We start from the raw sequence: 14543 nt of genomic DNA, 5'->3' as shown, positions 1-14543 counted from the left end.
AACGCCGATAGGTTCGATGGCGCAGCCCATGTCAGACCGTGACGCCGTAGATTTCACGGGCCTGCGCCGCGCTCAGGTAGCCGTTGCGCACGTCGTCGCGCACGGCCTCGGGCGAACGACTGGCAGGGGCGCCGTAGCCGCCGCCCGCACCGGTACGCACGCGGATGACGTCGCCCTGTTGCAGCATCAGGCCGCTGACCATGGCGTGCCGCTCGCTGCGGCCATCCTTGCGCAGCACCTCGATATAGTTCGGCGTGCCGTCGCGGCCGCCTGCAAGGCCCCACGGCGGGACTTGCGAGCGCGTGTAGCCGCAGGTCAGGAAGGTGTCGTCGGCGCGCACGCGGTAGTCGATGCGGATGCCGAGTCCGCCGCGGTACTGGCCGTAGCCGCCCGGCTCATCGTTGAGGGCCATGCCATCGACATACAACCCGTAGCGGGCCTCGCAGATTTCAGCGGGGCAGTTGTAGGTCTCGCCATGGAGGCCCGAGTACATCGCGCTGTTGCCGTCGCGGCCGGCCTCGCCGCCCCAGCCGCCGATCTCGGGCTCGACCAGCGTAAAGGCGCGGCCGGTGTCCGGATGCACGCCACCGATGATGGTCGCGCAGACCGATGCAAAATTGCCTGCGGGCAGGCGTTCCGGCATGTGCGCGGCAAGGCAGCGCAGGATCAGGTCATAGACGCGGATCAGGTTCTCGAAGTAGAAGCCCTCCGCGGCCGGCATGCTCGCGTCGAACAGCGTGCCGGGCTTCGTCAGCACCTTCAGCGGACGGAACGTGCCACCATTGGTCGCGGCCTGCGGCGCAGTGACGGCCTTGAACGCCATCTGCGTCGCCACGATGGTGCCGTCGCGGCTCAGGTTCGTAGGGCCGCACGCCTGGGCGGGGTTGTCGCACAGATCGATGATCATCTCGTTGCCGGAGAGTTCGACCGTCACGCGGAACGTCTGGCCGTCGTCTTGCAGTTCTTCCATCGTGAAGCGTCCGCGCGGCGCGTCGGCAAGCGCATGGAGCGAGACGCGCTCGCCGTGGTCCATGAAGTCGCCAATCGCCGCGACGAAGGCATCGACACCGTACTTGCGCGTCAGCTCGACGATCCGTCCCGCGCCGCCGCGCACCGCCGCAATGCCGGCCCAAAGGTCGCCTTCCATGAAGTCAGGCATGCGCGTGTTGGCGCGCAGGATCTGCATGACCGGACGCACTGGCTTGCCGCCGGAGATCAGCTTGACGCCGGTCAGGCGCAGCCCTTCCTGGAAGATGTCGGTCGCATCGGTGCTCAGCGATCCGGGCACCATGCCGCCCACGTCGTTCCAGTGCGCGATATTGGCGGTCCATGCGACCAGCCGGTCACCGGCGAACACCGGCATGGTCAGCACCACGTCGTTCAGGTGCGTGACACCGCCGGTGTGCGGATCGTTCGTGATGAAGATGTCGCCCGGCTCGATGTCACCGGGTTGCGAATACTGCGCCAGCACGCAGCGCACGGCCTTGTCCAGCACGCCGACGAAGGCCGGAATGCCGGAGCCCGAGCTCGCCATCTGTCCCTGCGCATCAGTGATGCCCGTGCCCATGTCGAGCACCTCGTAGATGATCGGGCTCATCGCGGTCTTGCGCATGGCGGCGAACATTTCGTCGGCAATGGCCTGGAGCGAGTTCTGGATGATTTCCAGCGTGAAGATATCGGTACGGCTCATGATGGTTTTCCTCGCCCTCAGAGGATGATGTGGAGGTTGCCGAGGCGGTCGACGCTGGCGCGGTTGCCCGGATGCACGACGATGGTCGTGCCGGGGTCTTCGACAATCGCCGGGCCGTCGAAGGCCATGCCTGGTTCCAGGTGCACGCTGTCGTAGATGGTGGCTTCGTGGATGCCTTCGAGCGCGTAGTCGACGAGCCGCTTGCCTTTGATGGCTGCGTCGAGCGTTGCGCCGCTGAGCGGCAGTTCATCCAGGTCGAGCTTGCCGATCTCGGCGACCGCGACCACATGGAAGCCGACGATCTCAAGCGGGGCATCGAGCCGGTACGTGTACTGCTGCTCGTACAGCGCATGGAAGCGCTCGGCAATGGCCGCCCACTCGGCATCGACTCGCTCTCCGGGCAGCAACTGCACCTCCACCGCATGCTCCTGGTTCTGGTAGCGCAGCCTGCAATGCAGGGCCACGCGTACCTGGGACGGGTCGATATCCTCCTGTGCGTACTGCTGCCGTGCTGACTGCGCGAGTTCTTCGAGCAGAGCCTGTGCCGAGCTTGTCGCGCCGTCGCGGCTCGCTTCGAAGAAGCGGTTGGCGAACATGTCGCGGCGCAGATCCGACATGGTCATGCCCCACGCCGAGAACACCGATGCGCCGCGCGGAATCACCACCTTCTTCACGCCAAGCTCCTGTCCCAGTGCAACCGCGTGCATGGCACCGCCGCCGCCGAATGCCACCAGCGTGAACTCGCGCGGGTCGTGACCGCGATTGAGCGAGACCAGCTTGAGCGCATTGACCATGTTGTCGTTGGCGATGCGCACGATGCCGCGGGCCACGTCCTCGCCTGACAGGCCCAGACGCTCGGCCAGCGGCTGCAGCGCGCGATCGACGGCGCCCATGTCGGCCTGGATTTCGCCGCCGCAGAAGTAGTCGCGGTTGATGCGGCCGAGCACGAGGTTGGCATCGGTCGTCGTGGCACGGGTGCCGCCGTTGCCGTACGCGGCGGGCCCCGGCGATGCGCCGGCGGATTGTGGGCCGACATGCAGCTTGCCGAAGTCGTCGGTCCAGGCGATGGAGCCGCCGCCGTTGCCGATTTCGACCAGATCGACCACTGGCACCATGATCGGATAGCCCGCGCTGGTGCGGTCCCGTTCGATCCAGTAGTCCGTCTTGATGGCGACCTGTCCGTTCTCGATCAGCGAGCACTTGGCGGTGGTGCCGCCGATATCGAGCGCGAGCACGTTCGGCTCGCCGATCAGGCGCCCGAGTTCCGCCGCGCCCCAGAAGCCGCTGGCGGGACCGGACTCGACCATCGTGATGGGGATTTCGCGTGCGCGCGCCACGGTGTCGACGCCGCAGTTGGACTGCATCACATACAGCGGTGCGCGATAGCCATTGGCGCGCAGGCCGTCTTCGAGGTTGCTGAGATAGCGCGCTGCAATTGGCTGCACGTAAGCGGAGAGCACGGCCGTGCTGGTGCGCTCGTATTCGCGCCATTCGCGCGTGATCTGGTGCGACGCGACGACCGAGGCCTCGGGCCACAGCTTGCGAACCTCGGCCAGCACGGCCTGCTCGTGCGTGGGGTTGGCGTATGCGTGCATCAGGCAGATGGCGACGGCTTCCACGCCTTCGCTGCGGAAGTCATGGATGATCTGCGCGACGCCTGACAGGTCGAGCGGCTGGCGCTCTGCGCCATCGAAATGGATGCGGCCCGGCACTTCGCGGCGCAGATAGCGCGGCACGAACGGCGATGGCTTGACCCAGCTCAGGTTGAAGAAGTCGGGACGGTTGGCGCGCCCGATCTCCAGCACATCGCGAAAGCCTTCGGTCGTGATGAGGCCGGTGCGCACGCCGCGGCGCTCGGTCAGCGCATTGATCACGACGGTGGTGCCATGTGCGAGGAAGCTGACCTCTTCGAGATCGACGTCGGCCTTGCGCAGGACGTTGAGGATGCCTTGCTCGAAGTTGGGCGGCGTGGTGTCGGACTTTGCCGTGCGGATGCGTTGCGTGCCCGTGGCAGGATCGAACTCGAAGTAGACGAGGTCAGTGAAGGTGCCGCCCACGTCGGTGGCTACGCGGACGGTATTGCGCTGTTGCGTCAATTGCTTCTCCTAGCAGAATTCGGGCGCGGCGGCGTTGCCGCGCCGGTTGCCTGACAGGCGGAACTCTTTCGGTTCCGGCCGTTGGCAGGCACTCTAGGAAGAGCTGGGGAGCCGCTCAACAACGGCGGCAGGTGGGAGTTGCGGCAGGGTGGCGGATGGCTACCCGCCCGGGTAGGTTGGTGAGGGCAACCCCTGAAACGGGGCGACGGTCCGTTCGGGCCCTGCTACGGCGAAAGCAGTCCCTGCTGCATGGCCTGGCTCACGGCCCCCGCTCGATTGTCTACACCGAACTTCTGGAAGATCTGCTTCAGGTGGAACTTCACAGTGTTCTCGGAGACATCGAGCCCGCGCGCGATCGCCTTGTTGGACTGGCCACTCGCGAGCAGCGCGAGTACCTGCATCTCCTTGGCACTGAACTGCGCACGCCGGCGTACCGGATGCGCCTGCCAGCCGCGCAGCTGCGATACCGCAGCGCCAAGAGACTGGCCCGCCTCGCTGTTGGCATCCGGTAGGATCGGCAGGATCGCGGGTCCTGTCTCCAGCAGCAGCCCCGACAAGCCGAAGCGGACGACGGGCGCCATGGCGGCCTCCACGAGCGCGGGTGCCACGTTGCCGTCCTGCGCCTTGCGGCGCGCGACCAGCGCGAGCAGCCGCAACCGCCACGCGGGCAGCATCAGGCCGGCCGGCTCGAACACGCCGGCTGCCGCTTCCAGGCGTGCCTGCGCCGCCGCGGAGGCGCCGTTTGCCAGCGCGAGCCGCGCGAGCGCCAGCGTGACTGCCTCCAGGCGCCGCCACCCGAGGCCCGGTACGGGCGAGTGCGCCGCAGCCGATTCGAGGTCCGCGGCTCGGGCCTCCTGCAATGCCTGTGCCGCGAGTCCGCATTGCGACAGCAGGTCCACGCGCCACGCTTGCACCAGATGCACGAGCCGGTCGAGGTGGCGCTCGCGACCGGTGCGCGCGGCGTCATCGAGTACGGACAGTGCCGGCTGCAGACCTTCGAGGCGCAATGCGGTGCGCCACGCGACCTCCGCATGGGATGCAAACACATCGAGCCAGCCATCGGTCCGTTCCAGCGTCGCGTTGCCGTCGCGGATCCATGGCGGCGTCTCTTTCCATTCGCCCTGCCAGTACAGGTGCTGCGCCCAGAAGCAGCCGACGATGCCCTTCAGCGAGCTGTCCGTGCCGAAGTTCGCCTCGGCCTGTCGGAGCGCGTCGCTCAGGAGCTGGCGCGAGCACGCCATCTCTCCCGTCATGGCAAGCGCCAGCGCTTCGTGCATCAGACAGTAGTTTTCCCCGAGTGGGCTTGCTATCAGTTGCATCTGCACGCGCGCCGCGCGAACGGCCTGCATGACATCGTCCATGCGGCCCCATGCAAGCGAGCCCACGGCCCTTGCGCAAAGCTGGATGCCCTGCGCCAGCGGGTCGTCCGGAATGCGTTGCTGGGCGGCATTGCCGCTGACGGGCCAGCGCTCGTAATCGTCAAAGATGTCGAAGTAGACATGGACCACCGCTTCGATGGCGCCGTAGTCGCGCTTGAGCGCAGGCGTATCCTGCGCTGCCACATGCGCCAGCCGCAGCAGTTCCAGCGCGAGCGCTTCCTTGCCGAGCTTGGCCTGAAGGTACGCATGCATCAGAGTCAGCTCGGGCTCGGCGCGCGTGGCCAGTTCGTCGAACTGGCTCAGCAGGTTCTCGGTGTAGCGGATGCCCTTGCGCAACACCAGTTCCCAGCCGCCCGCGTCGACCACGAGCCGCAGTGCGAGGGCCGTATCGTCCCCGGCGCGCGCGTGGGAGACGGCTTGCACCAGATCGTCGTTGCGCGCGAGCCAACCCGCTGCGGCGCGATGGATTTCCCTGGCACGCGCGGCAGGCAGTCGCGCGCGCAGGAAGTCGGCCAGCAGCAGGTGATAGCGAAACCAGCTGCGGCCGGGATCGAGCGGGACCAGCAACGCGTCGAACTGAGAGAGCCGGGTCAGCATCCTGGCACTGTCGTCGCGTCCGCGCGCCACGTCGGCCAGGTCGGCGTTGAAGCGTTCCAGCAGCGACGTTTCCAGCAGGAACTCGCGGCAGTCCGCCGGCAGGTTGTCGACGATCTGCTCGGCAAGGTACTCGGCAACCTCCGACACGCGGCCCGAGAACGATGGCAACCCGAAGGCCGAGCCGCTGCCGCGTGCCAGCCACAACCGCGCAAGCTGCAGCGCCACGGCCCAGCCTTCGGTCTTGGCGTGCAGCGTGGCCAGTGCCGGTCCCTCCAGCGCAGCCCCGAAGATCTGGCTGGCTTCCGCCATCGACAGCGTCAGGCTCGCTGCATCGAGTTCATGCACCAGTCCGCGCGCGCGCAGGGCCGCCAGGGGCCACGACGGCCGGTTGCGCGAAGACACCACGAGCCGCAGCCAGCGGCCACCGCGTTCGAGCAGCGTCAGCAGCGCTTCGTCAACGGCGGCGCATTCCGCGCGATGGTAGTCGTCGAGAATCAGCGTCACAGCTCGTCCGTGCCGCGCCAGTGCCTGCAGCAGCGCGGCCACGGTGCGCTGGGGCTGCTCGTCAAGCCGCTGCGAACGCGCCAGCGGGGACAGGCCGTCGATATCGAGCCCCGCCTCTTCCAGCGCGAGCAGCATGTAGGCAAGAAAGCGGTTGACCTCGGCATCCGCTTCATCAAGCGAAAGCCAGGCGACGCACGCGCCGTCCGAGGCCTGCAGCAGGCACCTGCGCCACTGCGAGAGCAGCGTGGTCTTGCCGAAACCGGGTGCGGAAACCAGTAGCGCAAGCGCACATGTGGCGTGCCCGCGCATGTCTGCCAGCAAGGCATCTCGCGGTACGGTTTCGAGCTGCGTATGCGGCGGCGCGAGTTTTCCGAACCACATCCAGGCATGGTTGTCGTCGTCGCGGTCTTCGGTATGCATGATTCTGAGGGGGAGTCGTGCCGCGAGCTTGGCATGGCAGCGCAGCGCCTGCCTCAGCATCTTCCCTGACGATACTACCCGTTCGGGTAGGCACCCGAACCTTCCGGTCCCGGACTACCCGCCTGTGCTAAGACGTGCTGCCCTTCCTTCGCCTATGCTCGGCGCTCGCCAGGGAATGCGGTTGCCGACGTGCTCGCCGTCCGCACCCCGATCATGAGGAGACAACGGGATGTCGATCGCTGGAACATGGCGCAACGAATACGGGTCGCTGATGACCCTTTCGGTCGGGGACGGCGTCGCCCCGGGAGCCTTGCGGGGCCTCTACCGGTCATCGACCGGCTCTGTCGGCAGCTATCTCGTCGCGGGGTTCGCCGCTGCGCAGGCAGTCAGCTTGGACCACGGCCAGCCGGTCGCGCTGTCGATCTGCTGGCATTCGCTTGGCGGCGAGCAGGCCGATCCGAGCTGGCAGTGGACGTCCGGCCTGAGCGGGCAGCTCAGCGTGGTGGATGGCGAGGAAGTCCTGACCTTGTCCCATCTGCTGATGGCGTCGGGCGATTTTCCCGGGCTGATGCCTGCGGGCCACTACATAGACAAGCTGAGTTACCGGCGGTGCGCCAACCCGCCATCTGCGCCCGCGATCGTGCGGCCTGCCGCTGCCACCATGAACCATCCTCTTGCTGGCGAATGGTGCGGTGGCGACGGCACGGTGTTGAAGCTGGTTGCGGGCCTGTTGCCTGACGCGGGGTTTGCCGAGGTATCGGGCGTGCTGTCGTGCAAAGGGCATGAAGTGCCAGTGACGGGTTTCATCACCAGTGGAAGCGGGACCGCTGTTTCGCGGCATGCCGTCTCGCTGGCGGTCGCCGATCCGGGCGCGGGCACGGTGGCGGCGATGTCCGGCACGCTCGATGCGGCGCGCGGCACGCTCCAGCTGTTCAGCCTGTCAAGCCGATCCACCACTTCAGGCGACCGTTACGCGCAGACTTCCGCATCGCATGTGGAGTACTTTCTGCTGCCAAAGGCCTGGGCCCACGCCAAGATGCCTGCTCAGGTCGCTGACTGAATCGCCATTCGCACCAGGTCGACAACACGGCTGCAGTGCATCTTGATTTTCAGGCTGGCGATCTGCTTGCGAACAGTGTTCTCGGACACCGCATGTTCCGCTGCGTACTCGAGCGGCGTACGGCCACTCACCAGTGCGGCCAGCACGCGCGCTTCGGCCGGCGTAATGCCGAAGGTTGCGATCAGAGCGGACAAATCGATGTTCCGGCCTTCCGTGTTCCGGCGCAAGCGTACCAGCCCCAGCGGTTCGCCAACCATCTGCAGCTTCTTCGGTGCCGGGGAGATATCGACGACAATCGTATCTCCCGATGACAGGCCGACTACTGCTTTCGTGCGGATCTTGCCCTGAATCGCAAGGCCGAGCTTGTCGAGCAGATGCGCGTACACCGCACCGTTCGGATGGAACAGTCGGCCCCGCCTGACAGTCAGGCCCTGACGGTTGTCGAGCAGCGTTTCGCACAGCGGCGACATGCGAATGACAGCGCCGCCGCGTGACACCAGGCAGATTGCGTCTCCGAACGCATCGAAGGTTTCCGCCAGAAGCCCGACGTCCTCGGCGATCAATTGCTGCTTTCGCGCCAGCGCTGTCTGGAATGCACGGACATATTCGCCGATGTGACCGCTGCCCAGCCGCTCACGAATGCCAGGCTCGATCGTCGCGCGCTGGAAGCTCATCGCGGTCATGCGCGTGCTGCTGCGCTCCAGCAGCAGCCCGACAATCTGGTTCTGGCCGTGTTTGCGCAAGTAGTCGTTATAGAACTCCGAGCGCAGCAGCGTCTGGCGCGCGATGGCTTCGTCGGTGTCGATCCATTGGCCGGCGTCCTGCCTTGCCGCGGCATGCGCGAGCAAATCCACCTTGTGAAAATGCTGCTCGTACGCTTGCAATGTGGAGTCGGCCAGCCCGATGTGGCTGACATGAAGCAGGTCGCCGTCACCGTCGAGCATGATCAGCGAGCCCGAATCGGCCCCGATCAGGTCGCGTGTGACGGTCAGGATATCGGACCAGGGCGGCGTCTCGTCGGCAATGCACGCGACTGCCTCCATGGCTCTGTGGAACTGGACAGACGCATGCACGGTTAGGCTCCCCCTTATGCCTGATGATTCATATCCTTGCCTGATCATGGTCGCCAGGCTTTTGGTACGGCGTGACTGCGGGCTCTCGCAGTTGGGGGTAGCGTAGCAGACCGACGTATTCTGAGCCCCGATTCCGGGCTCCCTACTCTTGTGGGGATGGCGCCCGCGCAACAATCGGGCGTGGACGAGCGCCCGGCTTGTTCTCGAAGCAGGCCGGGCGAATGCGGCGTCGGGTGCTCACTCGAACGATGCGCGCACTTCGTCGATGGTGTGTTCCGGCTGCTGCAGATGCGGGTAATGCCCCACGCCGGACAAAACGTGCAACGGCGCGTTCAGCCTCTGTGCAAGCTCCGCGCCCATTTCCTTTCGGATGTAGATGTCCTGTTCACCCCACACCACCTTGACTGGTGTCTGGAGCCTGGCAAGGGTTGCCTCGAAGGCGTTCTGGTCACGCGTGAAGTGAGCGTAGTAGTGGTAGAACGCGTCGGCCGATGTCAGCGTTCCGTTCTGCCAGCCGCGGGCCAGATCGGCCTTGTACTCCGCGCTCAGCTTGTATTGCGAGGTGGCAGGGAGGCCTCGCGTGAAGGCGTTCTCCAGAATCTCGTCGCGTGATTGGTTGAAGGCCGCCCGCACGGCTGGCGCCGTGTTCGGGTCTTTCAATCCCTGCAGGCGCTCCTGCATGTATTGGGGCCGGTTGAACGGCGCGAAGTCGCCAACGATGATGCGCCTGGCTATGGCCGGGTCGTCGATCGCTGCAAGAAGCGCAGGCAGGGCGCCGATATCCGTCGCATAGATCACGAGATTGCGCTTGTCGATGCCAGCGGCGTCGACATAGCTTTTCAGGATGTTGGCGTAGTCGCGTGGCGCATAGGAAAACCTGCCCGCGGAAGGACGCGATGATTCGCCGTAGCCCGGCCAGTCGAAAGCATGGACTTCATAGTCGGTGCCCAGCTTCAGCGCGATGTCATGCCACGCAAGCGCGGTCTCCGGAAAGCCGTGCAGGAGCAGCACGGTTCCCTTGGCGCTGGCATTGCGCACCACCATCCGCCGCAGCTGGATGTCTGGACTGATATCGAGCCGGCCAATGTCCAGTGCCGGCCGGATGTCCTGCGCGCCTGTCGTGCGAGCTGTGGTGCTGTCTGCCGTGCTATTTGCCGCGTGGCCTGCCGTGGTGCCCATGAGCAGTGCCGCGGCGGCGGTTCCTGCCAGCCGGATCGATCGATGAGAAATGGATTGCGTTGTCATGCCTGTCGCCTTTTCGTGAGCCGATGGCAGCAGACGCTTTCCGGTGGAACAGTGTCGGCTGCCTGACGAGCATTAAAGGAACAGGATGTGTCGCGGCTGTAGCAGCGGCATGCACCAAACGTATCGTCATGTTTCCCAATCCCGCTTGATACATTGGCGTACAAAAAGCCCCAACGCCCGCGTTTCCATGAGCCTATTCTTCGCAGCGGTGCGATTCACGCCGAATCACACGTGAATGCACCTTTGTCCCTCATTGGAAACACACCATGTCCCGTCTTCGGCAAGGCTGCCGCGCAGGTGTCGCCGCGCGTCGGTCACTTACATGTGACTGTCGATCAGGGCCCGGCCACATGGGCGCATACCAGTGAGGATCCTGTCATCGTGGTGGGCCTTCCGGCGGGACCGCACAAGCTCCGACTGGAGCTTGCCGATCCCAATCACAAGATCCTGGCGACCGAAGTGGTGGCTGTCACGGTTCCCGATCTGCGTGCGCCGTCTTCACATCAGCATTGACGATTCTCGACGGACGCAGGCATGTAGGCGGATGCTCCGAGTTCGGCGGCTGCTCGACGAGGAAGATCGTGGGAGACAGTTGCGGGACCTGTCCCGCATCCACCCACTCCGTTTTGTGGAAGACATTGGGCTCGGCGCCCTCGAAGCACAGCGGAATGGCGCGCCGGGTGGCTTCCGCGCGCGCCCGGGTCCCGTAGGCGATCGTTGGATTTCCTTCCGTTCATGCACCGTTTGGCAGTTTCAGACGCGGCCGCGCCACGCTCATGACCCGCGCACTTATTTCAATCCAAGCGTGAACGGCAGCAGCAGTACATTCAATAAGAGCAAGCCATAAGCGATAACCATGGCCACCGGGACAGCGGCACACGGCCTATCCTGTGCACGTGCGGTACGGCGAGTCCATAGGAATCCCGCGCCCACGCCCAGGATGGCAAGCCCGGAAGCCAGGCTCTCCAGAGCAAGTGCGGCGGGTTTAGGTTGGTCCGGAGTGTCGTTCATGTCCTTCGCGAGCGGGCTGGCAGGGGCTTGTGTGACAGCCGGTGTTGCCATAGGCGGCGCGCTCGGGCGGGTGAGCTCGGTGGGTTCTGGCGTGGCCTGAGTGGCAGGCGGCTGGGTCGACGTTGGCGCTTCCTGCGCCTGCGGTATCGGCGGAGTCATCGGCACCGGCTCATGCCTGACCGAGTCTGGCATAGCGGTAGGAGCGGGGGGTGGTGAAACCTGGTGGCGCGGCGCGTTTCGCATCGCATCTCGCTCCCGCCAGAACCTGGCGAACAGGCTTTCCAGGCAGCGTACCGAATCGCAGGCGTCGCGTTTGGCGCGCCACGCTGTAACGTCCGCGTCCAGCATGGTGCCTTTATGCAACATCCTCTGCTGTTCAGCGTAGATGCGCTCGTAGCGCGCCGCCAACGTGGCCGACTCGCAGATCCGGTGCGCTTGGCGCCCGCGCGATGGGGGCGCGTTGGTGTCCACGCTGCAACGCATACCTTCGCCATGCGGGTCTTCACAATGGACCGAAGAACCTTGGGCAGCCGATTTGCAGTCGATGTCCGAGGCGCGCGCGACGCTTGTACCACAAAGACTCGCGGCGAAAGCCACAGCCCCAATCGTGGCCAGACGCCCTATGATGCTCTTCACTTCCGGCTCCCCGCAAACGCAACCACGGTTTTCAAGCTAGTCGATGGGCGCTGGTTCTCCCAAGTACCTGCTTGCCCCAGTGTTTGGCAGGGCACTCACCCGCGACCGGTGTGAAGCCTGGATCGCGCCCCTGTGGGACTTCCGGAAACGCGTGGCCGCTGACTGTGATGTCCGGCGCGCCTGAAAAGAAGCGATTTGCCGGGCGTTCAGGCCTGCACGACGTCCTGCGGATTGTTCGAAGTGGTGTCCCGCTCCTCGGCCCCTATGGCGACCTGCACGCGGCCGACCCGGAAAATGCCGATCCCCGCGGCGACGGCCGGGATCGCCAGCAGCAAATAGAGCGCGGCATTGCTCCATCCCGCCGACAACAGCACGGCTCCGCCGAGGGAGCCTGCGATGGCGCCCACGCGCCCGATGCCGAGCGCCCATGCCACGCCGGTTGCCCGGCTCGACGTCGGATAGAACGCCGACGCCAGCACATTGGCGCAGACTTGCGATCCGCTGACGCAGAAGCCCGTGACGAAGATCGCCGCGGCCATCGCCAGCGGTGCGCTCACAGAAGCCAGGCATGCCACCGAGATCGCGCCGAGCGTGTAGGCGCCGGCCACCACCGCATACGGGTTGAACCGGTCAAGCAGCATGCCCAGCACGATGGCACCGAGCACGCCGCCGCCCTGCAGCAGGCCTGCAAGCATCGATGCCTCTTTCAGCGAAAGGCCGCTGCGCTGAACCAGGATCGGCAGCCAGTTGATCATCAGGTACAGCAACAGCAGGCTGCAGAAGAATGCGAGCCAGAGCCACAGCGTCCCCATCCGGTAGCGCGGTGCGAACAGCTGGCTGACCGGCGAGCCAGGGCCTTCAGGTTCGTCGGCGACGTAGTGCATGTCGGCCGTGATTCGGCGCGCGTCGATGCGCGCCAGGATGGCGGCGATCCGCGCCTGCATGCCTTCACGCGTGGCGAGGTAGCGCACCGATTCCGGCAATGCCAGCGCGAGTACGGGCACTAGCGCCAGCGGCAGCGCACCGCCCAGCGCCAGCACACCACGCCAGCCGACCTGGTCGATCAGGTAGGCCGTCACCACGCCACCGATCGCCGAGCCAAGCGAGAACCCGCAGAACATCACGGTCAGCAAGGTTCCCCGCCGACGTGAAGGGCTGAACTCCGCCGTCAGCGTGATGGCATTGGGCATGGCACCGCCAAGGCCAAGGCCGGTCAGGAAGCGCAGCGCGATCAGCCAGCCGATGCCGGGTGCCACAGCGGAAGCAGCACATGCCGCGCCGAACCAGGCGACCGACAGGATCAGCACGCGGCGCCTGCCGATGCGGTCGGCCAGCGGGCCGCAGAGGAAGGCCCCGGTCATCAGCCCGAGCAGGCCGGCCGAGAACAGCGGTCCCAATGCGACCATGGACAGCGACCATTCGCTGCGGATATGGGGCGCGAGAAAGCCGATGATGGCGATGTCGAAGCCATCGAGCGCGACGATCGCAAAGCACAGCAGCATGATGCGCAACTGCAGGGGCGAAAGCCGCGCGGCGTCGATGAACTCGCGGACGTTGACGGCGTTGCGCGCAGGCGCGGGAGCCGCGCCGTTGGGGGCGGATGGGGCGGTCATGTTGTCTCCTGGGATGTTGTCAGCGCACAGCCGCTATGCTGCGGCTTGTGCGGGTGCTACGGGTTTGTGCGACGGTGAAGGACTACGCGGCGTTGCCGGCGGCTTCCACGCGGGTGATGAACTCGGGGTCGCGCTCGCGCAGGTCTTCGTGCGTCACGCGGCCGGTACGCAGCATGTAGTCGTAAGCGAACGCGATGGGGTCGAGATGCATCTTGCGGTCGACGGACTCATACCAGTCCAGGCTGCGACGGGCGGCGTCCTGGAACTTCGCCGAAGCGTCCCGGCGGGAATCTTCGAATGCCCGGAACGCAGCCGGCACGTCGTCGCGATGCGAGCAGACCGCATCGCACAGCGCGATGGCATCTTGCATGGCCATGCGGGTGCCTGAGCCCAGCGAAAAATGCACGCTGCGCAGCGCGTCGCCGAGCAGCACCACCTTGCCGTGCGACCAGTGCGCGTTCTGCACCACGCTGGCCTGGAACCAGTTCGAGCGATTGCCGAGCAGTGCATGGTCGCCGAGATCGTCGGCAAACACGTTCTCGCAGAACGCGCGGCTTTCTTCCTCGGTTGCCGTGTCCAGCCCGGCGCGCTGCCAGGTATCCGGGTCCACCTCCACCAGGAACGTCGAGTGTTTATCACTGTACTGGTACGAGTGCGCGATGAACACGCCGTACTCGGTCTCGCGGAAGATCAGCGAAACAGGATGGAACAGCTGATGCGTGCCATACCACGCGAACTTGTTGCGGCGAACCTCGAAGCTCGGCTGGAAATGTTCGGCGAGCCGCGTGCGCACCTCGCTGTTGATGCCGTCTGCCGCCACGATCAGGTCCGCCTCGGGCAACTCCGCCGGATCGTTCACGCGGCTGCCGTAGCGAATCTCGACACCAGCTTCGGTACACGCGTCCTGCAGCACGCGCAGCAGGTCGATGCGCGAGGTACGCGAGAAATGGTTGCCGCGCAACGGCACCGCCACGCCACGGTGGATCACCTCCATATGGTCGCAGCGCTGGTGATGTGCGGTGAACTTCTTGAAGAACGCCGGATCGGCGTCCTGCAGGAACGACAGCGCGATGTCGGAGAACACGACACCCCATCCATACGTCGCGCCTGCTTCGTTGCGCTCGTGCACGACGATATGGTCTTCCGGGTGGCGCTGCTTGAGCAGCAGCGAGAAGTACAGGCCGGCGGGGCCGCCTCCGATGACGACGACATTCATGGT

Annotated in this window: 10 protein-coding genes; 2 read left to right on the top strand and 8 right to left on the bottom strand. The window is 65.6% G+C overall.

Going from position 1 to position 14543, the window contains the following annotated elements:
* Positions 1-31: 31 nt before the first annotated feature.
* The 3 genes from K2O51_RS06275 to K2O51_RS06265 form a co-directional block, all read right to left on the bottom strand.
* On the bottom strand, positions 32-1690 hold the full coding sequence (locus K2O51_RS06275) for a hydantoinase B/oxoprolinase family protein (protein WP_140951626.1): 1659 nt from the start codon (positions 1688-1690) through the stop codon (positions 32-34).
* Between the two features lie 17 nt (positions 1691-1707).
* Positions 1708-3786, bottom strand: a complete 2079-nt coding sequence (locus tag K2O51_RS06270; RefSeq protein WP_220629955.1) for a hydantoinase/oxoprolinase family protein — start codon at positions 3784-3786, stop codon at positions 1708-1710.
* Positions 3787-4010: 224 nt separating this feature from the next.
* Positions 4011-6686, bottom strand: coding sequence for a winged helix-turn-helix domain-containing protein (locus tag K2O51_RS06265; protein ID WP_220629954.1), 2676 nt, complete (start codon positions 6684-6686; stop codon positions 4011-4013).
* 229 nt (positions 6687-6915) lie between these two features.
* Here K2O51_RS06265 and K2O51_RS06260 point away from each other — a divergent pair, with 229 nt between their 5' ends.
* The gene (locus tag K2O51_RS06260; protein WP_011301584.1) at positions 6916-7746 is read left to right on the top strand and encodes an avidin/streptavidin family protein; all 831 of its coding nucleotides are present in this window, start codon (positions 6916-6918) and stop codon (positions 7744-7746) included.
* Here K2O51_RS06260 and K2O51_RS06255 read toward each other — a convergent pair.
* Entirely contained in the window at positions 7731-8819 is a 1089-nt protein-coding gene (locus tag K2O51_RS06255; protein ID WP_220629953.1) for a helix-turn-helix transcriptional regulator, read from the bottom strand. The two genes, K2O51_RS06260 and K2O51_RS06255, sit on opposite strands and share 16 nt — an antisense overlap.
* A 237-nt stretch (positions 8820-9056) precedes the next feature.
* Positions 9057-10064: an alpha/beta fold hydrolase gene (locus tag K2O51_RS06250; protein ID WP_220629952.1), complete on the bottom strand. Its 1008-nt coding sequence runs from the start codon at positions 10062-10064 to the stop codon at positions 9057-9059.
* Between the two features lie 231 nt (positions 10065-10295).
* On the opposite strand from K2O51_RS06250, the gene K2O51_RS06245 reads away from it, so the two are divergent.
* Entirely contained in the window at positions 10296-10577 is a 282-nt protein-coding gene (locus K2O51_RS06245) for a DUF6130 family protein (protein ID WP_245001774.1), read from the top strand.
* A 276-nt stretch (positions 10578-10853) separates the two neighbouring features.
* Here K2O51_RS06245 and K2O51_RS06240 read toward each other — a convergent pair whose 3' ends face one another.
* From K2O51_RS06240 to K2O51_RS06230, 3 genes are all read right to left on the bottom strand, one after another.
* Positions 10854-11711, bottom strand: coding sequence for a GntR family transcriptional regulator (locus tag K2O51_RS06240; RefSeq protein ID WP_220629951.1), 858 nt, complete (start codon positions 11709-11711; stop codon positions 10854-10856).
* 206 nt (positions 11712-11917) lie between these two features.
* Positions 11918-13324 (bottom strand): MFS transporter, encoded by a 1407-nt coding sequence (locus K2O51_RS06235; protein WP_220630642.1) that lies wholly within the window; start codon positions 13322-13324, stop codon positions 11918-11920.
* A gap of 82 nt (positions 13325-13406) precedes the next feature.
* The gene (locus K2O51_RS06230) at positions 13407-14540 is read right to left on the bottom strand and encodes an FAD-dependent monooxygenase (protein ID WP_220630641.1); all 1134 of its coding nucleotides are present in this window, start codon (positions 14538-14540) and stop codon (positions 13407-13409) included.
* Between the last annotated feature and the right edge of the window lie 3 nt (positions 14541-14543).

The organism is Cupriavidus pinatubonensis (assembly GCF_019602855.1).
Classification (GTDB): Bacteria; Pseudomonadota; Gammaproteobacteria; order Burkholderiales; family Burkholderiaceae; genus Cupriavidus; species Cupriavidus pinatubonensis.
Note: the sequence above shows the minus strand (reverse complement) of the source record. Positions and strands in the feature narration are given on the sequence as shown.